Here is a 24,024-nt window from a genome sequence, read left to right as displayed (position 1 = left end):
TCTTTTTTGGTATTTTAACTTGTGTCTAAACGCTATAAAAGATTAAGAATTCTGCATACGCTTTTTCAGTCGAGCTAAGTCAATTTCACTAGAGCGAACAGTCAACTTAATGCACTCGTAATCGTACTCTTCTTTAATCACACTCATGTTTGAGCGAATCTCACCGATGATGCCTTGGCCAGAATAAGGAATCGTGATCTCTTCTTCGATCATGCCTTCTTCAGCAACACCAACGATGTACTTGTGCAGTTTCGTGATATCCAGAGGATCCCGAGTCGACGTTAGCATCGCATCTGGGAATTCTTCGATCAGCTCTAATTGCTGTTCTTCAGTCAATCTATCGCACTTATTCAGAACTAATAGTTTTTCGCTGCCTTCTACACCCACTTGAGCTAATACGTCGTGTACCACATCAAGTTGTGCGCGGAATGAAACATCAGAAGCATCAACCACATAAAGCAACAATGAAGCATCGTGCGCTTCTGCTAGCGTTGAGTGGAATGATGCAACCAGATCGTGTGGCAATTTCTTGATGAAACCCACTGTATCTGAAACCAGAATACGAGGTTGAGTAATCGGCTGAAGCGCACGAACCGTAGTATCTAGCGTTGCGAACAGTTTATCTTCACCCACCACTTCGGTTGCGGTCATTGCACGCATCATCGAAGATTTACCGGCGTTGGTATAGCCAACTAAAGCAACAGTGAAAAGCTCTGCACGCCTTGTGCGTCGGGTCTTCATTTCATCTTGTACGCTTACTAGCTCACGCTTAAGCGCAGCAATTTGGTCACGTACGTTACGACGGTCTAGCTCAAGTGAAGTTTCACCGGCGCCCTGACCCATTTGACGCTCTTTATCACCCTCAGCCGTTTCACGAAGTCGTGGCACTAAGTAGTTTAGACGAGCGATATCAACTTGCAGACGAGCAGTACGAGTACGAGCGTGACGGCTGAAGATTTCGATGATGATGCCAGTGCGGTCAAATACTTCCACACCCAAACTCGCCTCAACAGTACGCATTTGAGATGGACTTAAATCACAGTCAAATACCACAACATCAGCGGCACCGTATTGGAAGTTGCCCGTTGGAAGATCATCAAAATCTAGCTCATCGATTTCAGAATCAAACAAACCCGACTCATCAAGAAAGTCTTCATCTTCAGCTTCTTCAATAGAGCCTTGGTAACCAGTTAGATGTGCAATTTCGGCAAGCTTACCCGCACCCAACACATTCTGTCTTTGAGATGAACTGTGGTGTTGCGATTGCGTACCGACGACTTTAAACCCTAGGGTTGTCACTAAGCGAGCAAGTTCGGCAAGAGACTCTTTTGCTTCGTCACCTTTAAAATCCGGTGTCGTAATAGAAATAAGTAAAGCGTTATTCGCCGCTGGTTTTGCTGTTAGTTTCATGTATTCTTCTGTTTATGCACCAAGGTGCAGCCTAGTTTCTGGTCTAAAGTAGTGTGATCCTACGCGTTTCTACGTCAGCTTTATAGAGCTAAGGGATACTAAATCACGATATTATTGCAGTAGAAGCATATATATCGTTTATCCCTCTGTTTTTATAAGGGATAAAACGCAAGTATAGCCAACGAAAAAGGCAGCATCACGTTACTTATTAGTAGTTGGTGATACTGCCTTTGATTTAGACATGAACTTTGATTGTTAAACTAACTCAGCAACTAGAAGTTAAAAGTTAAAAGTCGATTCTCGCTTCAGTCTGAGCATCAAAGAATACGGCTTTCGATAAGTCAAAATGAAGCGGTGCCATTTGCCCAACCGACACTTCAAATTCTGGCGATAAACGACACGCGACTTCTTGGTCGTTCACCTTAACCATTGCAATAGTATCTGGCCCTGTTGGCTCCAACACTTCCAATTGCAGATCTAGCTTTGTAGTTGCCGACACATCATCACCTTCTTGCTCAGTAATGTGCTCAGGACGCAACCCAATGACCAACTCTTTGCCATCTTGGTCACGCATACTCTGTGGCAATCGAATGTGGTGTTCTTGCTCCGCCGTGCCAGTTACTTTGATGATCGGATTCTGTTCCTCATCCAAGTCCACCATGGTTTTAATGAAGTTCATGGATGGTGAACCCATAAAGCCTGCTACGAACATATTGTTTGGCTTGGTGTAGATCTCTTGCGGTGTGCCTAACTGCTGCAGTTCACCGTCTTTCATTACTGCGATGCGATCCGCCAGAGTCATCGCTTCGATTTGATCATGGGTTACATAAACAATCGTGGTATTCAGCTTCTGGTGCAGACGTTTAATCTGATGGCGCATCTCAACACGCAGCTTGGCATCCAAGTTAGAAAGCGGCTCATCAAACAGATACAGCTTAGGACGACGAGCTAGAGCGCGTCCCATCGCGACACGTTGACGCTGACCACCAGAAAGTTGCGACGGTTTACGATCAAGCAACTGTTCGATTTGCAGCATTTCTGCCACTCGATTTACTTCAGCATCAATCTCTTGCTGCGGCATCTTACGAATCTTCAAACCGAAAGCGATATTGCCACGCACCGTCATGTTTGGATACAAGGCGTACGACTGGAATACCATCGCGATATCGCGATCTTTAGGTTCAACCTGCGCCACGTCTATGCCATCAATTACAATCTCACCCGAGCTAATATTCTCTAGCCCAGCGATGGTGTTCATCAAGGTGGATTTTCCACACCCCGAAGGGCCGACAAGTATCAAAAATTCCCCCGAATCGATACTAATGTCGATGCCCTTTAACGTTTCGTTGTCCGCGTTGCGATAGGTTTTACGGATCTGTTTTAAATCTAATGTTGCCATGGGTAATTATCCTTTTACTGATCCTGCCGTTAGGCCACGAACAAAATATTTTCCTGCGAAGACGTACACCAACAGCGTTGGCAAGGCGGCGATGATCGCGGCAGCCATGTCGACGTTATATTCTTTAACGCCTGTGCTGGTGTTGACTAGGTTGTTTAATGCCACGGTAATCGGCTGTGTCTCTGAGCCCGAATACACCACCCCGAATAAGAAATCGTTCCAGATTGCGGTGAACTGCCAGATCACTGTCACCATGATGATAGGTGTAGAGATCGGTAATAAGATCTTAAAGAAAATGGTAAAGAAGCCTGCGCCATCCAGTTTTGCTGCTTTGATCAATTCATCAGGAATCGAGATGTAGAAGTTACGGAAAAATAGAGTCGTAAACGCCATGCCGTAGATAACGTGCACAATCACCAAGCCGATAGTTGTGTTTGCTAAACCCATCTTGCCAAGCATGGTTGCCATTGGCAGCAGCACAACTTGGAACGGAATAAAGCAGCCAAACAACAGCAAGCTAAAGAACAGATTTGAACCTCTGAACTGCCACTTGGTTACCACGTAGCCATTGAATGCACCGAGCAATGTTGAGATCGCAACCGCAGGTATCACCATTTGGAATGAGTTCCAAAAGTAACCTTTGATGCCTTCACATTTCACGCCCGTACAAGCGGTGTCCCACGCTTTATACCAAGCATCGAACACCCACTCTTTCGGCAAGCTCATCAAGTTACCCGCCTTGATATCAGGCAAGGTTTTGAATGACGTCAGCGCCATGACGAACAATGGCATTAGGTACACTAAACAGAAGAAAAGCAGTGCTGAATAAATAAAGATTCGAGCAAAATTGATGTTATTCATCATGACTTTTTCTCCCTAAGTTCAGAGTAAAGATAAGGCACGAGAATCGCTAAGATACCAGCAAGCATCATCATGGCACTGGCAGCACCAAGGCCAATTTGTCCGCGAGTAAAGGAGTGTGCGTACATAAATAGCGCAGGAAGATCCGATGAATAACCGGGGCCACCTGCCGTCATTGCGGTCACAAGGTCGAAGCTCTTAATCGCAATGTGAGAAGTAATGATCACCGCACTGAAAACCACAGGGCGCAAGCAAGGCAGAATGATTTTGAGATAGATGGTAGGTAAGCTTGCCCCATCAATTTGAGCTGCTTTGATGATTGAAGAATCGATCCCACGCAGACCTGCTAAGAACATCGCCATCACGAATCCAGAAGACTGCCAAAGTGCCGCGATAACCAAGGTATACACCGACATTTCAGAGTCGACTAGCCAATCAAATTTGAAGTCCGTAAATCCCCAATCTTGCATCAGCTTTTCAATGCCAAGACCCGGATTAAGAATCCATTTCCACGCCGTACCCGTCACAATGAATGACAACGCCATTGGGTAGAGATAGATAGTACGAATCGCCCCTTCTTGACGGATATTCTGGTCAAGTAATACCGCTAAACCAACACCAAGCAAGATAGCAATCGCCATGAACAGAAAACCAAACACACCGAGGTTGGTGATTGAGGTGATCCAGCGATCGTTGTCCATCAGCTTTTCATATTGGGTTAAACCAACGAAGTTAAAGCTCGGCAGAAATCGAGAGTTGGTGAACGACAGCGCTGCCGTCCAAAATATATAGCCGTAGATACACACCACGGTCACTAACGCGGTTGGCGCCAGTACTATTTTAGGTAACCAATGTTGCAACCTGTCAGCAAAACTCGGTTTCGGTGCAGGCTGGCTCCTTGTGGGTTTTGGAGTCGACTCAGTCAAAACATGCTCCATAACTTATCCTTGTTGCACAATCGAGCCAATGGCTTACCTTTCGGCACCACATCAGCATCACGCATATCAGAATTGGGAGTGAAGAGCAGATAGGCTCCCTACGAGCCTACCCACCCTGGGGGTTCGATAAAGCAACACAACCCGTCACTCACGTGCGTTGTGTGTCACTTATCAAGTTAGATTAGATAGCCGCTTTCACTGCTTTTGCTAACTTAGCTGCCGCTTGTTTAGGATCGGCATCTTTCTCGTTGAAGAAGTTGGTCACCACGTCATAAATAGCGCCTTGAGCGTAGCTTGTTGTCGCTAGGCCGTGAGCCATACTCGGGACAAGATCGCCCGATTCAGCACTCGCTTTGAAGGTAGCCATTGAATCCAACGCGCATTGATCAAACTTAGACATGTCCATATCTAGACGTACAGGGATTGAACCTTTGTTGAGGTTGAATACTTCTTGGAAATCTTTGGTAAGAATGGTTTTTGCTAGGTCTTGCTGCGCTTTTTGGTTCTCTTTGTCACTTAACTCAAAGAACGCAAAGCTATCGATATTGAAGGTAAATTGGCCGTCAGTACCCGGTGCTGGTGCACAAATGTAGTCTTTACCTGGCACTTTGCCTGCCGCAGTAAATTCACCTTTCGCCCAGTCACCCATGATTTGCATCGCGGCTTCGCCATTAATAACCATTGAAGTTGCGACGTTCCAATCACGACCTGGAGAGTTGCTGTCGATGTAATCACGCATCTTTTTGAACTTGGTGAACACTTCCACCATTTTGTCGCCAGATAATACGTCCATATCAAGATCAACGAACGCTTTGTTGTAGTCTTCACTGCCTAGTACATCAAGTGCTACGGCTTCGAATACGGTCGCGTCTTGCCAAGGCTGACCACCATGAGCTAACGGAATGAAGCCAGCCGCTTTAATCTTGTCTGCAGCAACAAAGAACTCATCTAATGTCGTTGGAACCGTCACGCCTGATTTTTCTAAAACAACAGGGTTAGCCCAAAGCCAGTTAACACGGTGAACGTTGACAGGAACTGCCACATATTCGCCATCCCACTTCATCACTTTAGTCACTACTTCTGGTAGTAGTTCATCCCATTGTTCTTGTTTAGCAGTCGCATCGAGAGACGTTAGAAAACCTAAACCACCCCACTCCTGGATATCATGACCTTTAATCTGCGCGGCAGATGGAGGGTTGCCCGATACTGCTCGCGTTTTCAAAACAGTCATCGCACTTTCACCGCCGCCACCAGCAACTGCGAAGTCTTTCCAAGTATGGCCTTGTTGTTCAATCATCTCTTTCAGTACGGCAGCGGATTTCGCTTCGCCACCGGCAGTCCACCAGTGAAGCACTTCCACTTCACCAGCTTGAGAAAATGTTGAGGCAGCAAGAAGAGATAGAGTAAGTAGGGTTTTATTGATTTTCATTATTATCTTCCATGTTTAGCGGACTCGACGTCCGGTTCATTAAAGAGTCTACTTATTCTGACTGATAAGATTGAAACAAAAGGTAACCCCAATGTAACAGGATTGTTACATTACACTTCTAGACCTGTTGGGATATAGACTTTGACTTCCAAGCCACCTTGAGAGGAGTTGCGAATAATGAGATCTCCACCGTGTCCGTGCAGGATATTTCGGCAGATCCCGAGGCCAAGTCCGTGTCCTTGATCATCCGTTGCTAGCCTAAAATAGGGTTCAAAAACCATCTCTAACTTGTCTTCAGGAATGCCATTCCCACGGTCTTGAATAGTCACGACAACCCAAAGCTCATCACCACTAACTTCCACGACAGCTGATGAACCATACTTAACCGCGTTGTCAATTAAGTTGGTCAGTACACGCTTAATCGCCAGTGGTTTCGCGACCAGTGGCTCAATGACGACCGGCTCAAACTCAACTTTTGTCTGATACTGGTTATGAGATTCAATAACAGAAAGTACCATTTCGTTGAGGTCAATAATGGCATTATTCTCGTGTAGATCGGTGTCTCTTACCGCTTGCAAAGCACCTTTGACCATCATCTCGAGCTCATCGAGATCTTTATTGAATTTGTCTTTCTTTACTTCACTCTCCAACAACTCTGCACGCAATCTTAGACGTGTTATTGGTGTCTTTAAGTCATGGGAGATCGCAGAAAAAAGGTGCTCTCGGTCGGCAACATAGCGACGAATCCGTTGCTGCATGCGATTAAAGGCTCGGGTTGCGGTGACCAGTTCAGTCGCCCCTTCTTCGTTTAGCGGAGGCTGCTGAATATCCATACTCATCTCATTGGCCGCCCTTGCTAACTTTTTCAGAGGACGCACTTGGCGACGAATCATCAAGTAAGTTAGAACCAGCAGAATAAGCGTTGAAGAAACTAAGAAGATCACCTGCTCTCTGCCAAGAATCGTATCGTCGAGTTTCACATATGGAGCAGGCAACAATGCCGCAATGTATACCCATTCGTGACTGGTCAATTCGATTTGTACAACCAGAATGGGTGGATTCAGCGGTTCTAACGTTAAAGTATGATGTGCCCACGATCGCGGGAGATCGCTCAAGTAGATGTCATTTTTAAGCAAGCGAAGATGTTCAGGGCGAGAGAAATCCACCCGAACTGATTCGACTTTATTGAGCTTGCTACTTAAAACACTTTCTATCGCTTCTATCGATGCGGTTTTTAGTCGGGTATCCGGGATCGGTTCGACAATCAAAGCCTCTTTATTGAAAGAAACAAAGAAACGCGTACCACCCATATTGCGGATTTGATCCAACACGATATGACGATATTTAACGGGTAGAGATTGAAAAAAAGTCACCGTTGAAGCAAACATGTTCGCCATACTCGACGAAGCAGAACGAATCCCTTCCAGCTCTTTGTGTTTTGATTCGCTATACCATATAGACGTTGCGATGCCCTGAGCTATTACCACGGCTAACAGCGTCAACAATAAGGTTCTTGCGACTAACGAATTTGGTTTCAACCAACTCATCCAGTTCATACGAGATATTTCATCCAGAATACTTCATTGGAAATACTTTATTTGCGTTACTTGATTAACAGTAGGTCATGCTTAGTGTTCATACTGAACCGGCACAGCAAGAATGTAGCCATTACCGCGCATGGTTTTGATGTAGTGAGGATATTTACCACTGTCGCCCAGTCGGCTTCTCAGGCGGCTAAGCTGTACGTCAATGCCACGTTCAAAAGGCAGCGCTTCACGGCCTCTGGTAGCGAAAGATATTGTGTCACGGTCGAGAACTTCGTTAGGACGAGTTAAGAACAACATCAACAAAGAAAAGTCACTGCCCGACAAGTCCATCTCTTCTGAGTTTTCGTTGTGATAGATTCGGTGCGCGAGCGTATCGAGCGTCCAATCACCAAAAATAATCTGCTTTGGCAGTGCATCACTTGGCTTGTCGTCCACCACTTGAACACGGCGTAATAGCGCTTTGATTCGAGCCATTAACTGACGAGGGCTAAACGGCTTCGCGATGTAATCATCTGCACCAATTTCTAAGCCGATAATCTGATCGGTTTCATCCGATACCGCTGTCAACATAATGATAGGCACATTGGATTGTTTTCGGACTCGCTGACACAAGGTAAAACCGTCGTCACCGGGTAGCATCACATCAAGCAGAATCAGGTCTGGATAACCATTGTTTTGCAGATGAGTTTCGAGTTCAACACCATCTCCCACCGAAGAAACATCGAAACCCGATTTTGTGAGGTACTCTTCCAGCAGCTCGCAGATTTCTTGATCATCATCCACCACGAGAATTCGAGTATTTGTTGGCATCGCCCAAACCTATTAAATTTACAACTTATTCACATAGTGTATAGGCTGGCCGATTATTTGATTATTGACATGTTTGTAAAGTTAGACGAACAAACAGATAAAGATCACATCTTAGTGACCTCTACCTGTACTTAGCGACTCAAAGAATCATAGGAGGTTAAGAGGAACAGCTGATTTCCATTGCTTTGCCCCACTCAGGCGGCAAGGCAGCAAGATGTTCGTAGTCAGGATGTTCCGCATAAGGGTCTGCCAGCACCACCATTAGTGCATCAATATCGCTGCTATCACCGCGCTCAGCTTTATCTATCGCAAGCTGGGCTAGGTAGTTTCTGAGGATGTATTTCGGGTTTACTTGTCGCATTTTTTCACAGCGATCGGCCACTGAACTCTCTTCCAATTCACAGCGTTGCAAGTAGTTATTCACCCATAGCTTTGCGGCCTCGCGGTCGATAACCAAATCAATCACGTCTTGCGGCGGCAATGTATCTAGGTTCGACAACGTTCTAAAGAATCTTGGGTAGTCGACTTTGTTTTGTGACATCAGTTCGAACATAGATTCAAACAAGCGACTGTCACCTTCGTGTTTCGAAAGCAATCCTAACTTACGGCGCATCAGCTGACTGAAATAACCGTTCATTTGTGGTTCGTACTGTTCTAACGCGGCCTCTAAATCGGCTTTATCCACCAGCGGCGAAAGAGAATGAGCCAGTGCCGACAAATTCCATAATCCAATTCTAGGCTGCTGATTAAAGGCATAACGACCTTGATAGTCGGAGTGATTACAGATCAAGCGAGGGTCATATTCATCTAAGAAGGCGAACGGGCCATAATCGAAGGTTTGCCCTATGATCGACATGTTATCGGTGTTCATCACCCCATGAGCAAAACCATTCGCTTGCCACAGCGCGACCATTTCCGCAGTGCGATCAACAATCTGATTAAACATAGCAGCGTAGGGTTTGTCGTCATCGAGGCATTCCGGGAAGTGCCATTCGATGACTTTATCGGCCAATAATTTATGTTCTGCCAACTGATTGGTATAAAACAGATGTTCAAAGTGACCGAAACGGATGTGTGACTCAGCAGCACGCACCAGCAATGCGCCCCACTCTTGCTTCTCTCGATAAACGGGTGTGTCGCTAGTCATCATCGCCAATGCGCGAGTAGTTGGGATATTAAGCCCCGCCATCGCTTCGCTACATAGATACTCACGAACCGTTGATCGAATAACAGCACGACCATCGCCCATACGAGAATAGGGAGTTTTACCCGCACCTTTAAGGTGTAAGTCGAACGTTTCACCACTTTTCGCGACAACTTGAGCTAATAACTGCCCTCTTCCATCACCTAAATCAGGGTTATAAGAGCCAAACTGGTGGCCTGCGTATTTCATTGCTACTGGCGAGAATTTCTCAGGTTCAACATTGCCCGACAACGTCTCAAGCAATTCCTCTGAGGCGCCCTCAAATGACGGAAAGCCGAGTTCATCCGCAAGGTTATGGTTCCATGCGAGCCATTGAACATTGTTTAGCGGTGTAGGTTGAATTGGGGTATAGAACAATCGAGGTAATGCCGTAAATCGATTGTTAAATGAAATAGAATCCCAGACAGACATGAGAGATACACTGTAGATAAAAGATAACTTAAGATTATCACAGTTTGATAACAACTTCAGATCAGGTTATGCAGTGAGTCTATTGAGATAAAGGGGGCTAATCAGACAAAGAGATTATTCAGAGAAAAGGTTACTGAGAGGAAGGTACAGCTAAGAAAAGGTTAAGTGGCTAGCCTGATGAGAAGAGCCACATTTACGAGTGTAAGAGTTCTAACTTTGAAGACTTTTTGAAAAGTATATTCATAATAAAACTGAAAATATAGAGCCATGAAGCTGACTACATTAGAGCAAGAATACCCAGAAGAGAAAGGGTAGAGAAAATCCAAGTACGACTGATTACGCCAAAATTACTGTGTTGAATCATTTCTTGATGCTGCATATATCTCTCCTGAGAATGTGATGGTGTAACACCAATATATCGACTTTATGCCGATATCAGCAAGCACATTAATATTAACCTTTTATTACAGCCTGAATAATTTTCTGTAACTATTCAGGCCTTTGATAAATTGAAAATTACGCTCTGCTTGTAGTAGAAAGCAGCGCCCCAGCACCGATAAAGACACCACCAGTCACACGATTAAAAACCTTGGCTCTACCTTTAGCAAACAACCAATTTGATGATTTCGCACCTAGGTAGGCATAAACCAGTAACCAAGACAATTCCATCACAACGAAGGTCAAAGCGAACACCAAAAATTGAGGAAATAGCGCTATCGATGGGTCAATAAACTGAGGAAAAAGTGCGGTAAAAAACAGGATAGCTTTTGGGTTACTCGCACCAACAATAAAGCCACTGACATAATGCTGTGCAGCGCTTTCTTTAACAGGTTGAGAGCCGGCTTGTTGATTCGATAACTTGTCGTAATCTTGCTGACTCGATCGTAACGACTTCCAACCGAGATAAATAAGGTAAGCAGCCCCCGTCCACTTAATGATATTAAACACCACTTCTGACGAAGCAATGATCACCCCTAAACCGGTAAAAGATAACGTAAGGATTCCGGTAATGGCAGTCACGCTACCCAAGGCGGTAAATATCGATAACTTAAAGCCAGATTGCACACCCTTAGTCATGCACAACAAAGAGCTTGGCCCTGGTGATGCCGTTAAGATCAACACCGCTAGCAAATAATAAATCCATGTATCAAAGGTCATCGCGAATTCTCCTTAACTCACTAAAACGACTAAATATTGAGCACCAATATGTAATAGCTATTCATATTAAGCAACTAAATATTGAGCACATTCACTCTGTGCTGTTTACTTATCCCTTAAATTTCGGCAATAAAAAACGCCATGCATTGCTGCATGGCGTTTAAATTCAAACGTTTCAAATAGAACGTCTTATCAGGTTCTAACCTTAAGTTTCCAGCCTAATCTCTAAGCTAAATTCCTAAGCTAACGACTAACAGTAACCTAGTCTTTGTAGATAGAGAACTCATCCGCGCAAGCAACAAGCTGCTCACGAGTGATCATGAATACGCCATGACCACCGTTCGAGAATTCAATCCAAGTGAATGGAATCTCTGGGTACTGATCCATCATGTGAACCATTGAGTTGCCCACTTCACAGATAAGAATACCGTCGTCAGTTAGGTAGTCAGGTGCGTTAGCTAAGATGCGACGAACCAATTTCAGACCGTCAGTACCCGCTGCTAGGCCAAGTTCTGGCTCGTGAGTAAACTCATCTGGCAGGCTGTTCATATCTTCTTCGTCCACGTAAGGTGGATTCGATACAATCAGGTTGTATTTCTCTTTTGGCAAGTCACGGAAAAGATCTGAACGAATTGGAAACACTTGCTGCTCCATGCCGTGATCTTGAACGTTCTGCTCTGCAACTTGCAATGCATCTGTAGAGATATCAATCGCATCTACTTCTGCGTCAGGGAATGCATGAGCACAAGCAATAGCAATACAACCACTACCTGTACACATATCCATGATGCGAGTTGGCTCTTCAATTAACCAAGGTTGGAATTGAGCTTCGATCAGCTCACCAATTGGAGAGCGAGGCACAAGAACGCGCTCATCAACGAAGAACTCAAGGCCACAGAACCAAGCTTTATTGGTTAAGTAAGCCGTTGGTGTACGCTCATTGATACGCTTGATTACGCGCTCAACAATACGCAGACGTTCGCTACTTGTTAGACGAGAGTTCATCACATGCGAAGGAACATCAATCGGTAGATAAAGAGTAGGTAAAATTAGTTGTACCGCCTCATCCCACGCGTTATCAGTGCCGTGACCATAAAATAGGCCCGCTGCGTTAAAGCGACTAACAGTCCAACGAATCACATCTTGAAGCGTGTGTAGTTCTGATACCGCTTCTTCTACAAAAATCTTATCCAAAATTGTCTCCGAAAAGCGCTACAATACTGCTAATTACGTTTCTAATTAGAATTCATAACCTGATGAGCAAAAAAGACACCGACTTCGATGACGATTTCGCCCTGTTCAACGATGCAGTAAAGGGCGTTAAAAAGTTGCAACAGGATACCATAGTCCAGCAGCCAAAAAGAAATGCCAAGCAAAAAGAAATTACTCGAACGGCAAGACAAGCCAGTGATAGCGAGTTTTATTTCTCGGATGAGTTCATTCCGCATCTTAGCGAAGAAGGGCCTACACGTTATGCGCGCGATGATGTCTCTAAATATGAGGTGAAGCGCTTACGTCGTGGTGTCTATGTACCGGATGTATATCTTGATATGCACGGTATGACGCAGCAAGAAGCCAAACGTGAACTTGGCGCGATGATTGCGCACTGCGTGAAAGAGAGCGTAGCTTGTGCCTGTGTACAGCACGGCATTGGTAAACACATCCTTAAACAGAAAGTGCCTTTGTGGTTAGCACAGCACCCAGATGTGATGGCTTTTCACCAAGCACCTTTAGAGTTCGGTGGCCATGGGGCGCTACTGGTTTTACTTGCTATCCCAGATAAATAGCCATCGACTTGCTCTTTATTCTAAAAAGTACGTCCAGCACCTTGTCGTTTGGTCGAAATAATCCGTTAGAAACAACGAAGGGCATCTCAATAATCATGAGGTGCCCTTAAATTTATCTTGAGGAAACGGGCTCAGCTATGGATTAATGTTCCAAAGCAACTCGCCTTTTTGTTTTTTAAGGTCGAATTCAATACACGCGAGCCCTGAGGTTGGGAACATAGGTGGCGCCATGCCCGTCGCAAATTCAGCCGTTAAATAGCCCACTAGAGGTAAATGAGAAACAAATAAAATGGTCTCTAGCTTTTCTACTTCAGCCATTGCTATGGTCAAATCAAACACATCGTCAGACATTCCGTAAGGCGTAATGTCATCACAGGTTTCTACTTTCTTTCCAGAAAACGCTTGAGAGATTTCTAACCACGTTTCTTGTGCCCTCAAGTATGGGCTCACAAGCACTTTATCGAACTGGCTAAACCCTTGCTCATTTGCAGCTTGTGCTACCGCAAGAGACGCCATTTTACCGCGCTTCGTTAACGCACGTTCTGCATCCGAGTTAGCAAAATGTTCTGCTTCACCGTGGCGCATTATGAATATTTTCATGTTCAGTCCTGTCTACGTAACATTTCGAAAGTCGATATATCCCATATCAGCGATACGCTACTTAGCGTTTGGCTCTCAAACTAGAGAAACCGCAGTCTATATAAATAATTATATCAAGTCACTTGCTAAAGAGTTCGACTTTCTTAACAATCTTATTAAAAGAAAATAAATCACTGATAAAAATCGATAAAAGTGATTTAGAAGTCGCCAAAAAGCACTTCATATCCCAAAATATGATCGCGAGGTTTGCACCTGAAATCATCGCGTACATAATTTAAAAACCACCTTCTCTGGAGATGCATCTGTGCATTTAAGCCCTAATGATGAACATCAATACCGTTACGTAACATTAGATAACGGGTTGAGAGTACTGTTAGTTCACGATCAGAACGCTCAAAAAGCTGCAGCCGCACTCGCCGTTAATGTCGGGCATTTTGATGACCCTACAGACCGAGAGGGTTTAGCTCACTACTTAGAGCATATGCTATTTTTGGGAACTGAAAAGTATCCAAAGGTCGGAGAGTTCCAAAGTTTTATCAGCCAGCATGGCGGTAGCAACAACGCTTGGACAGGAACCGAACACACCTGCTTCTTTTTTGATGTTGAATTGAATGCCTTTGAAAATGCACTCGATCGCTTCAGCCAATTTTTTACTGCCCCCCTGTTCAACGAAGAAGCCTTAGACAAAGAACGCCAAGCCGTTGATTCAGAGTATAAAATGAAACTCAACGACGACTCGCGACGCTTGTACCAAGTGACCAAAGAGCTAGTGAATAACAATCACCCATTCTCGAAGTTTTCTGTCGGTAATATCGATACGTTGGGTGACCGAAACGGCGAGACGATTCGACAAGAGATCTTGGCTTTCCACCAGCAGCAGTACTCTGCTGACTTAATGACACTGACGCTGTCTGGTAATCAATCACTGGATGAAATGCAAAGCTGGGTTGAGGATCGCTTTAGCTCGATTACCAATCACAACCTACAAGGCAAGAAGGTTAACGTACCCATTATTGGCGAGTTAAGTACTGGCGTTCAAGTCCGTGTTGAGCCGATCAAAGAAGTACGTAAACTTATCTTAACCTTCCCAATGCCAAGTATGGATGAACACTACGGTATTAAACCATTATCGTTTTTTGCACACCTTATAGGTTACGAAGGCGAAGGCAGTTTGATGATGCAACTCAAAGAGAAAGGCTGGATTACTTCTCTCTCCGCAGGTGGCGGCGCAAGTGGCAGTAACTATCGTGATTTCACAGTCAGTTGCTCATTAACCATCGAAGGCTTAACCAAAACCGATAACATCATCCAAGCGGTGTTCCAGTACGTTAAGTTGATTGAACAACAAGGTATTGAAGAGTGGCGTTACCTCGAAAAACGGGCTGTTTTGGAATCAGCCTTCCGCTTTCAAGAGCCCTCAAGACCACTTGATGTCGTCAGCCATCTCGTTATCAACATGCAGCATTACCAAGAGCAAGATGTAGTGTATGGCGATTACAAAATGTCGCATTTCGACGAAGAGTTACAACGTTCTCTGCTTCCTTACTTAACCGTCGACAACATGCGGGTCACCATTGTTGCTCAAGGGTTCGAATATGACAGAGAAGCGAAATGGTACTTTACGCCCTATTCGCTCACACCATTTAGCGCTGAGCAAGTTCAATGCTTTACATGCATTAACCCCGGCTGGCAGTTTGAGCTCCCAAGCAAAAACCCATTTATTTGCTACGACTTAGACCCTGCAGAGCTCGAAGGTGACGCCAAGCACCCACAACTGTTAGAAGAGCTGGACGGCTTTAAGTTATGGCACCTCCAAGACCATCAATTTCGAGTTCCAAAAGGTGTGGTGTATATCGCTATAGATAGCCCACACTCAGTTGCCACCCCGAGAAACATCGTTAAAACACGCTTGTGTGTAGAGATGTTCTTAGACTCGCTTGAAAAAGATACATATCAAGCTGAGATTGCTGGCATGGGCTACAACATGTATACCCATCAAGGTGGTGTCACACTTACTCTATCTGGATTTAGCGAGAAACAGCCACAGCTGCTCAATATGATTCTTGAACGTTTCCAAGCACGCGACTTTAGTTCAACACGATTCGAAACGATTAAGCATCAATTGCTCAGAAACTGGAATAACGCATCGCAAGACCGTCCTATTTCTCAGCTGTTCAATGCGATGACGGGAATCTTACAGCCAAACAACCCGCCCTATTCCGTTTTAATTGAAGCGCTGGAAACAATAGAAGTCGACGAGCTTTCTTCTTTTGTTCAAGCTATTTTGGCCGAACTGCATGTCGAAATGTTTGTGTATGGTGACTGGAAAAAAGCCGATGCGAACAAGATGGCTGAAACGCTAAAAGATGCCCTGCGTGTTCAAGATCAGGCTTACGAAGAGTCACTGCGCCCTTTAATCATGCTGGGTGATAACGGTAGTTTCCAACGCGAAGTGGTCTGTAATCAAGATGACTCAGCCATTGTGGTTTACTACCAATGTTCAGATATATCACCTACAAATATTGCACTGTATTCATTGGCCAACCACTTGATGTCAGCCACTTTCTTCCACGAGATTCGTACTAAGCAGCAGCTAGGCTATATGGTCGGCACTGGTAATATGCCATTGAACCGACACCCAGGTATTGTGTTGTATGTGCAATCGCCTAATGCTGCCCCAGCAGATCTGTTGGCTTCCATAGACGAGTTCCTCAATGCCTTTTACATGGTATTGCTAGAGCTTAACGACTATCAATGGCACAGCAGTAAACGCGGTCTTTGGAATCAAATTTCAACGCCAGATACCACCTTGCGTGGTCGTGCTCAACGCTTATGGGTTGCGATAGGCAATAAGGATTTGGAATTCAATCAGAGGGATCGCGTGTTAGAAGAACTCAAAGGTCTGACTCGCTCAGACATGATGCGCTTTGTGGTTAGCCAACTTAAACCTCGTACAGCGAATCGTCTGATTATGCATGCCCACGGCAACGCTCATAATGAAGAAGAGAAGTTGTCAGCAGGTGTGGAGATTGGCTCAATTGATGAGTTTCAGTTGCGTCCTAAAGACTGTGAGCTTGGTTAGTCGTTCTTAGTAAAAAGATCAGAAGGTTGATGTGAAAGCATCAACCTTTTTTATTGAATGCAGCACAAGAGCAGATCTCCTATTACGCTCCTTCGTCGCTTTAGGAGATGACGGTAGTTTTGATTGAGGTGTGTTGACCACCTTCCTAATCAACACAATAGCTTACTTGTTACATCTCAATCGTCATTCCAAAAAAGGAGAAACGACTGAGTCGGGAATCTCCTTCTTTTGCATACTCCCATAAAAATGAAGCCCGCATCAATTGCTTGATACGGGCTTTATAATCAAAGTGCTAGAAAGTTACTAATAGAAAGAGTTACTTGTAGAAAGACTCATCCAACCCTGCACGTGTCAGTAGGCCATCACATGGCGCGAAACGATCACCGTACTTTTTAGCGAAATCGTTCATCATCTCTACCAGTGGCTTAATACCGAGTTGATCCATATAACGGAACGGACCACCTAGGAATGGCGGGAAGCCGATACCGAAAATAGCACCAATATCGCCATCTCGCGGGCTACGGATAATGCCATCATCCAAACAACGAACCGCTTCGTTGAGCATAGGCAGTACACAGCGCATTGCGATATCGTTGTCGCTTAGCTTAGGTTCAGGTTGCAGCTTAAGCAGCTTGTAAACTGACTTATCGACTTCCTTCTTCTTACCTTTGTAAGTGTAGAAACCTTTGCCACTCTTACGGCCTTTACGGTTGTCATTCAAAAGAATGTCGAACACATCAGGGCCTTGGAAACGTTCGCCTAATTCATTAACTAGAATCGGGATGATCTTCGCACCGATATCAACACCGACTTCGTCTAACAAAGTAATTGGGCCAACCGGGAAACCAAAGTCCAGCAACGTGCTGTCGAGCTTTTCAATCGGCTCATTTGCCAATAACAGATGCGCCGCTTCATTCATGTATGGAGCAAGAATACGGTTTACGTAGAAGCCAGCCGTATCTTTAACAACAATCGGTGTTTTACCTTGCTTCTTCGCTAATGCAACAACCGTCGAAATCGTCTCTTCTGACGTTGTTTCATGAGGAATAACTTCAACCAGTGGCATTTTTTCTGCTGGGCTGAAGTAGTGAAGACCGACTACGTTTTCTGGTCGCTGCGCCTTCTCTGCAATCTTATGGATTGGCAGTGAAGACGTGTTGGTCGCAAAGATAGTCTCTGACTTGGCATTGGCTTCAATGTCTGCAACCATTGATTGCTTAAGGTCGAGATCTTCAAATACCGCTTCAATCACCACATCCGTGTGGTTAAAACTCGTAAAGTCGATGCCACCAGACAGTTGTAACATCTTACTCTCAAGGCCAGCTCGGCTCAGAATACGACGTTTACGTTGCTTATCGAACAACTTGTAATTGTAGTTAAGTGCATTGAGCACACCTTCATTAGACACATCTTTAATACGAACCGGGACTTTCGCTTTAGCAACACTGACGTGGCTGATACCAGCGCCCATAAGACCACCGCCCAATACACCAACACGCTTAACCGCTTTTGGTTCTGCGTCCGCACCGTGCTCTTTTTTCATTTCAGTCGTTGCAAAGAAAATCGAACGAAGGGCTTTGGATTCTGCGGTCATCACCAATTCAGAGAAACGCTTCGCTTCGTACTGAAGACCTTTATCAAAGCCGTTCTCTAAGCCATAACGAATCACATCAAGAATCGCATCAGCGGCTGGGTAATTGCCGCGTGTTTTCTGATTGGTCTTCTTTGAAGCCTGTTCAAAAATAACCTTGCGACCAAGACCCGTACGTGAAATTAGTTTTTCTTTGGCCGAAGCTTGGCTTTTAGACGCCAAGCGCTTACCTTTTTTCCCGCCTGAGTTCTTTTCAACAAAGCTCTTAGCAACTTCCAGCAAGATAGTTTCTGGCACACAAGCATCCACGACACCTAGCGATTTCGCTTTTTTAGCGCGCAGTTGCTTACCCGTAAGAATAAGGTCAAGAGAAGGCAGTAAACCGATAAGACGAGGAAGACGTTGCGTACCACCAGATCCTGGCAACAGACCAAGTTGGACTTCTGGCAAGCCAAGACGAGTCTTGTCTGAGTCTGTACATACGCGGTAATCACACGATAGTGCCAGCTCTAAGCCACCACCTAAACATGGGCCGTGAATCGCTGCGACAACAGGATAAGGTAAATCAGAAAGCGCTTGGAACATCTCTTGCCCCTGACGAGCGAGAGATTGTGCTTCATCAGCCGTTTTGCAGGCATCAAGCATTCGAACATCAGCGCCAGCAATAAAATTATCTGGCTTCAATGAATGAACGATTAAGCCTTTAACTCGGCTTTGCTTTTCCTTCAACTGCTCGAAGATTGCTTTCATTTCTTCGGCAAACGCCGCTTGTAGCGTGTTCATTTTTTCGTTTGGTACATCGATCGCAAGCCATGCAATATCTTGGTCATCGATAGTTAAAGAAAACGCGGTCGCCGGTTTTACGGCTTCATCGTTTGAAACCGTCTTATCACTTTTAGATACAGTCACTGGCTTTGAATCCGTTTTTTTGACTGCTTTCTTTTCTTTTTTCACATCAAGAGTCGTAGACATTATTCCACCTCCAAGATCATTGCTGCACCTAAGCCACCAGCCGCACAAGCAGTATTCAATGCTAGGCCACCACCACGACGTTTAAGTTCACGCAGTGTCTGAGTCATCATACGCGCGCCAGTCGCTGCAAACGGGTGTCCGTAAGCAATTGAGCTACCCAACACGTTGAACTTCTCCATATCAATCTCACCGATCGCTTTGTCACGGCCAAGATTCTTCTGAGCAAATTCATCGCTTGCGAACATTTTGACGTTAGCCAGAACTTGAGCCGCAAACGCTTCATGCATCTCGATAAGTGTTAGGTCTGATAATTCTAGTCCTGTGTTCTTCAATACTTGAGAGGTCGCGTACGTCGGCCCCATCAGCATATCCGTTTCAACACCAATCGCTGAGAACGCGTAACCACGAATGTAACCAAGCACTTCTAAGCCTAGCTCTTTCGCTTTTCCTTCGCGCATCAACATCACTGCGGCACCGCCATCGGTGAGAGGCGTGGCATTGGCTGCCGTTACACTGCCGTATTGTCTGTCGAATGCAGGGCGCAATTTAGCGTAACCTTCAACCGTCGAGTCGTGGCGAATGTTGTTGTCTTCTGCTAGGTACTTTTTATAAGGCGCGGGGAATGCCGTCATCACTTCGTCTTTAATCTTGCCTTCTTTCCATGCTTGAGAAGCCAAAGAGTGAGAACGGTGAGCAAGTGCATCTTGAGCTTCGCGAGTAATACCATGTGTCTTAGCCATCTGCTCAGCAGTTTGTCCCATAGACAAACCTGTCGAGTATTCTGCGACTGCTGGTGGTACTGGCATCAAATCTTTGACTGAAAATGTTTTAAGAATCTTCAGTTTTTGACCTATGGTTTTCGTTTTACTCAGTGCTAATAAATTCGCCGCTAACTTTTTCGAAACGCCGATTGGCAATACAGAAGAAGAATCCGCGCCGCCCGCAATACCAACATCAATCGTGCCAGCCATAATGCTCTCGGTCACGTTGACTGCAGCTTGGAAGCTAGTCGCACATGCTCGCGTCACACTGTAGGCATCAGTATTAATGTCCATACCTGTACCCAACACGATTTCACGTGCAATGTTCGGTGCTTCTGGCATTTGCACTACTTGGCCGAACACGATTTGTTCGATAAGCGCAGGATCGACATCAGTTCTTGCAAGCATTTCGCTCACCACCATTTTGCCTAGGTCAACCGCAGGCACTTGGCTAAATTCTGTGCTCTGACGAGCGAATGGGGTTCGTAGTCCAGCGACAACGGCAACACGTTCTCCAGAACGCGTTTTGACTTCCTGTTTGCCCATGGTTTCTCCTTAAGGTTAAGAGGTCTGACCTGAAGCATTGTAAACAAGTTGTTAATTAAATCAAACAGGCGTTTAAATAAACGTGATACGAGTATCCCACTGCTTGAAAATCTAACTGAACATTCAGGCGAACCTTTTTGAGGGAAAGGTTGTCGTAAGATACTAAACTATTGCAAGCAAAGCTGTTATCGCTATGTAAGGGATGTTTTTCTTAAGGCAAAAAAAAACCACACAAAACTGTGTGGTCGGAATGTATATAAAGCAATTAACTTAACGCCAATTGAAATAATCAGTTTCCTGATTAGGAGAAAGTAAAGTCAGCCTTCAAAAGGAAGTGTCGTCTTGCTCAACATGCTAGCCACGAATGACTAACTAGACGACAAGGTGTACTATAGCGTTTTCGAGGGCTTAAATTTTGAAGTAGATCAATTTTAATGTGATTTTACGACTTCCTGCCGACGTTAGCCCTAAAAACGAAACAGCATATGTAACGAAGCACAACGTATAGAAGACAGCTATACGCAGAGCAATTATGGAGGCTCGTGTGTCAATAATAAAAATGTTTGGAAAGAAAACAGCCAAGCGTCCGGTCAACTCTGATATGGACAAACAAAGAAAATACGAAGCACTCGTGCGCGCCTATCATCGTGACCTCTTTCGCTATGCCTATTGGCTATGCAAAGACAAAAGTATTGCCGAAGATTTAGTTCAAGAAACTTGCCTTCGTGCATGGAAGTCACTCGATAGCCTACAAGATCAAAAAGCCGCAAAGTCATGGCTGATTACTATCTTGCGCCGCGAGAATGCTCGACGTTTTGAACGCAAACAATTTGATCTGGTTGATATCGACGATCATGGTAACGATGCTAGCATCAGTGATGACCCACATCATCAACACCAATGGTTGCAAGCGCAGATCATGAAACTTGAAATCGAATACCGTGAACCCCTCTTCTTACAAGTGATTGGTGGTTTTAGTGGTGATGAGATCGCCGATATTCTCGATCTTAACAAAAATACGGTGATGACACGTTTATTCAGAGCTCGAAATCAGTTGAAAGAGATGCTGGATACAGAAGAGGCAGAGAGGGGGCAACATAATGGATGATTTGGAATTTCGTCGTCGTGTATTGTCGGAACCTAAGCAACGTACACAAGACATTATTGATGCAGCAGCGAATAGTGAAGCCAATAGTAATTTCTTAGACGATGTACTATCACTTGATAAGCAAATCCATTCAGCATTGAATGTGGATGTGCCAGACGATCTGGCAGATCGTATCCTATTCAATCAGACCTCAAGCGAAGAGAGCAAAGTAGTAAGGCCTACGTTTGCTCGACGAGCGATGGCAATGGCTGCTTCTGTGGCATTCGTTGCAGGTTTATTGGTTGGTCAAGTCAACTGGAGCAACGCGTTGGTATCTCCAGCTCAAGCAAGCTTGGCGGATACTGCAATGAAACATGTTGTTGATGAAAAGAGCTTCGTTAGTGCACTTGATGAAAATGTATCATCTCAACAAATCAACGCAAAAATGAACCCGTTTGCTTTTCAGTTTGATGAAGCCTTCCCTTACCACGTCTATTACCTGAACCACTGTGGTTTTGGCAAATCCAACGCAATGCACATGGTTTTCCAAGGCGAAAAAGGCAAAGTCACGCTGTTTTTAACTGGCATTCCGACTGACAAGTCTATCGACTTTGATGAAAAAGGCATGTCAGGCTCGGTAACACCGATCGATGGCAGCAGTTTGATCCTTGTAGGGGAAGATGGCGAGGATGTCTCTAAAATCGCCGAAAAGCTGACAAAAATGATCAAACCAATGAGCTAATTTGCTCTCAAAGCCCCGTAACAAAAGGCCCAGCAAGTATATCACTGATATTGCTGGGCTTTATTTATCAATAAATCGCAAAACCATTCACCACACCAATACCTCTAGAGTTAAAACTCTAAAAAACAGCATTTCTCTCCATTTTCGTGCCAGATAGGCGTCATTTCCATAATTTTACCCTCAAAATTTCCAATGGTCGGATTTGTATATCGTATACTTCCGAATAGGATCAGCCAACATTGAGCAATTGCTCAAATTAATCGCCCTGTAGAGGCGGATATATAAAGGAATAAATGAATGACTACCAACAACACGCGTCTGTTTAAAAAGTCTCTTTTAGCAGTAACAATCACACTGGCATCTTCGCAAGCGATGGCAGCAGGTTTCCAACTTAACGCACAATCAGCAACCGGCATCGGCCGTGCTTTTGCTGGTGATGCAGTAATCGCAGATAACGCGTCAGTAATGGCACGTAACCCTGCAGCAATGGCACTATTTGATAAAACTGAGCTATCTCTTGGTTTTGAAAGCATCACTTCAATGATTGAAGTCAACGACGTTAACTACGTTGGTGGCAAAGTTCCGGTAAATAATACTGATGATGTAGGTGACACATCAATCGCGCCTAACATCCACTTAATCGTTCCAGTAAATGATAAATTTGCTTGGGGTATCAATGCCTACTCAAACTTCGGTACTAAAACAGAGTTTGACAACAACTACCCGGCAGCTGAATACGGTGGCTTAACGGATGTTAAGAGCGTCAACTTTGGTCTTGCAGGATCTTACCGACTAGACGACCAATGGAGCTTCGGTGCAGGTTTAGACCTTATTTATGGTCAAGGTACGATGAAACGTACCGCTGGCGCTGGTTTTGGCCCTGGAGATGCATCTAAGGGAATTCCACCAGCAGGCACTCCTTTATTAAACGTCGACAAAGCTGATGGTTGGGCTGTTGGCTTTAACGTTGGTACTGTTTATGAGCTAGATGAAAACAACCGTTTTGGTCTATCTTACCGTTACAGCCCTGAAATCACCGCTAAAGATGACAAGGGCCAAGAAATCACGCTACCACTACCAGACATCGCTGAATTCTCTGGTTTCCACAAAATTGAAGATACTAAGTTCGCAGTTCACTACTCTGTACAGTGGATCGGCTGGGGTGATTTCGACCAGATCGAATTCCAAAACCTATCTCAAGGTGCGATCAAAGGCGCTTACAATAAGGAATACAAATGGCAAGATGGTTGGCACTACGCAATTGGTGGTACTTACTACCTAAACGATACGTGGACACTACGTACCGGTTACATGTATGACACCAGTGCGCAAGACGAACTGACATCTATCTCTGTTCCGGATTCAGACCGTCAGTGGTTCTCTGCTGGTTTCACTTACCACATTGATACCGCTTCAAACGTAGACTTCGGCTTTACATACTTGTTAGGTGACGATGTGAAGGTTTCAGAAACCTCTTCAGGTACGCCACTAACAGCGACGACACATGCTGATGCAATCCTATTAGGTCTTCAGTACAGCCGCAGCTTCTAATATAAAGTTAGCTATAATCCCAAAGGGTCGCATTGTGCGACCCTTTTTTGTTTTCCTAAACCACTGACCAACCTAAATTTAAGCTTACAACTGTAGCCTGCAGAGCAAATATACAGCTACAGGTGTACGCTCAAACTT

18 protein-coding genes are annotated in these 24,024 nt (G+C 44.8%); 5 read left to right on the top strand and 13 right to left on the bottom strand.

Features of this window, described 5'->3' with window-relative positions; genetic code table 11:
• Nucleotides 1-42: 42 nt before the first annotated feature.
• The 10 genes from hflX to prmB form a co-directional block, all read right to left on the bottom strand.
• Nucleotides 43-1,410: a GTPase HflX gene (gene hflX / locus AB4232_RS03495; protein ID WP_372086220.1), complete on the bottom strand. Its 1,368-nt coding sequence runs from the start codon at nt 1,408-1,410 to the stop codon at nt 43-45.
• A gap of 286 nt (nt 1,411-1,696) precedes the next feature.
• Nucleotides 1,697-2,809, bottom strand: a complete 1,113-nt coding sequence (locus AB4232_RS03490; RefSeq protein WP_054541691.1) for an ABC transporter ATP-binding protein — start codon at nt 2,807-2,809, stop codon at nt 1,697-1,699.
• Between the two features lie 6 nt (nt 2,810-2,815).
• Nucleotides 2,816-3,673 (bottom strand): carbohydrate ABC transporter permease, encoded by an 858-nt coding sequence (locus AB4232_RS03485; protein WP_009848502.1) that lies wholly within the window; start codon nt 3,671-3,673, stop codon nt 2,816-2,818.
• Nucleotides 3,670-4,608: a carbohydrate ABC transporter permease gene (locus tag AB4232_RS03480; RefSeq protein WP_009848503.1), complete on the bottom strand. Its 939-nt coding sequence runs from the start codon at nt 4,606-4,608 to the stop codon at nt 3,670-3,672. The genes AB4232_RS03485 and AB4232_RS03480 overlap by 4 nt, the downstream gene beginning before the upstream one ends.
• A 181-nt stretch (nt 4,609-4,789) precedes the next feature.
• Nucleotides 4,790-6,037, bottom strand: coding sequence for an ABC transporter substrate-binding protein (locus AB4232_RS03475; RefSeq protein ID WP_012603467.1), 1,248 nt, complete (start codon nt 6,035-6,037; stop codon nt 4,790-4,792).
• Nucleotides 6,038-6,147: 110 nt separating this feature from the next.
• The gene (locus AB4232_RS03470; protein WP_017104018.1) at nt 6,148-7,593 is read right to left on the bottom strand and encodes an ATP-binding protein; all 1,446 of its coding nucleotides are present in this window, start codon (nt 7,591-7,593) and stop codon (nt 6,148-6,150) included.
• A 72-nt stretch (nt 7,594-7,665) separates the two neighbouring features.
• Complete coding sequence (locus tag AB4232_RS03465) at nt 7,666-8,394, bottom strand: response regulator (protein WP_017104017.1); 729 nt, start codon at nt 8,392-8,394, stop codon at nt 7,666-7,668.
• A gap of 157 nt (nt 8,395-8,551) precedes the next feature.
• The gene (locus AB4232_RS03460) at nt 8,552-10,009 is read right to left on the bottom strand and encodes a protein adenylyltransferase SelO (RefSeq protein WP_372086216.1); all 1,458 of its coding nucleotides are present in this window, start codon (nt 10,007-10,009) and stop codon (nt 8,552-8,554) included.
• Nucleotides 10,010-10,525: 516 nt separating this feature from the next.
• Nucleotides 10,526-11,167, bottom strand: coding sequence for a LysE family translocator (locus AB4232_RS03455; RefSeq protein ID WP_009848508.1), 642 nt, complete (start codon nt 11,165-11,167; stop codon nt 10,526-10,528).
• Nucleotides 11,168-11,428: 261 nt separating this feature from the next.
• A complete protein-coding gene (prmB, locus tag AB4232_RS03450) occupies nt 11,429-12,361 on the bottom strand; it encodes a 50S ribosomal protein L3 N(5)-glutamine methyltransferase (RefSeq protein WP_009848509.1) in 933 nt (310 codons plus the stop codon).
• A gap of 62 nt (nt 12,362-12,423) precedes the next feature.
• Here prmB and smrB point away from each other — a divergent pair, with 62 nt between their 5' ends.
• The gene (gene smrB, locus AB4232_RS03445) at nt 12,424-12,954 is read left to right on the top strand and encodes an endonuclease SmrB (protein ID WP_009848510.1); all 531 of its coding nucleotides are present in this window, start codon (nt 12,424-12,426) and stop codon (nt 12,952-12,954) included.
• 135 nt (nt 12,955-13,089) lie between these two features.
• Here the strand turns inward: smrB and sixA are convergent, their stop codons facing one another.
• The gene (gene sixA / locus AB4232_RS03440; RefSeq protein WP_371707233.1) at nt 13,090-13,554 is read right to left on the bottom strand and encodes a phosphohistidine phosphatase SixA; all 465 of its coding nucleotides are present in this window, start codon (nt 13,552-13,554) and stop codon (nt 13,090-13,092) included.
• 304 nt (nt 13,555-13,858) lie between these two features.
• On the opposite strand from sixA, the gene AB4232_RS03435 reads away from it, so the two are divergent.
• A complete protein-coding gene (locus AB4232_RS03435; RefSeq protein ID WP_372043858.1) occupies nt 13,859-16,636 on the top strand; it encodes an insulinase family protein in 2,778 nt (925 codons plus the stop codon).
• 316 nt (nt 16,637-16,952) lie between these two features.
• On the opposite strand, the gene fadJ is transcribed toward AB4232_RS03435, so the two are convergent.
• Complete coding sequence (fadJ, locus tag AB4232_RS03430; protein ID WP_372086212.1) at nt 16,953-19,199, bottom strand: fatty acid oxidation complex subunit alpha FadJ; 2,247 nt, start codon at nt 19,197-19,199, stop codon at nt 16,953-16,955.
• Nucleotides 19,199-20,506 carry an acetyl-CoA C-acyltransferase FadI gene (gene fadI / locus AB4232_RS03425; protein WP_372086209.1) on the bottom strand — a complete coding sequence of 436 codons (1,308 nt, stop codon included), beginning with the start codon at nt 20,504-20,506 and terminating at the stop codon, nt 19,199-19,201. The genes fadJ and fadI overlap by 1 nt, the downstream gene beginning before the upstream one ends.
• Nucleotides 20,507-21,065: 559 nt before the next feature.
• On the opposite strand from fadI, the gene AB4232_RS03420 reads away from it, so the two are divergent.
• From AB4232_RS03420 to AB4232_RS03410, 3 genes are all read left to right on the top strand, one after another.
• Nucleotides 21,066-21,614, top strand: coding sequence for a sigma-70 family RNA polymerase sigma factor (locus tag AB4232_RS03420; protein WP_372086228.1), 549 nt, complete (start codon nt 21,066-21,068; stop codon nt 21,612-21,614).
• Nucleotides 21,607-22,335: a DUF3379 domain-containing protein gene (locus tag AB4232_RS03415; protein WP_009848516.1), complete on the top strand. Its 729-nt coding sequence runs from the start codon at nt 21,607-21,609 to the stop codon at nt 22,333-22,335. The genes AB4232_RS03420 and AB4232_RS03415 overlap by 8 nt, the downstream gene beginning before the upstream one ends.
• Before the next feature lie 297 nt (nt 22,336-22,632).
• Nucleotides 22,633-23,886 carry an outer membrane protein transport protein gene (locus AB4232_RS03410; protein ID WP_012603455.1) on the top strand — a complete coding sequence of 418 codons (1,254 nt, stop codon included), beginning with the start codon at nt 22,633-22,635 and terminating at the stop codon, nt 23,884-23,886.
• Nucleotides 23,887-24,024: the final 138 nt, after the last annotated feature.

It is taken from the genome of Vibrio sp. 10N.286.46.A8, from assembly GCF_041470165.1.
Classification (GTDB): Bacteria; Pseudomonadota; Gammaproteobacteria; order Enterobacterales; family Vibrionaceae; genus Vibrio; species Vibrio tasmaniensis_A.
This window is presented reverse-complemented; position numbering and strand designations above follow the sequence as displayed.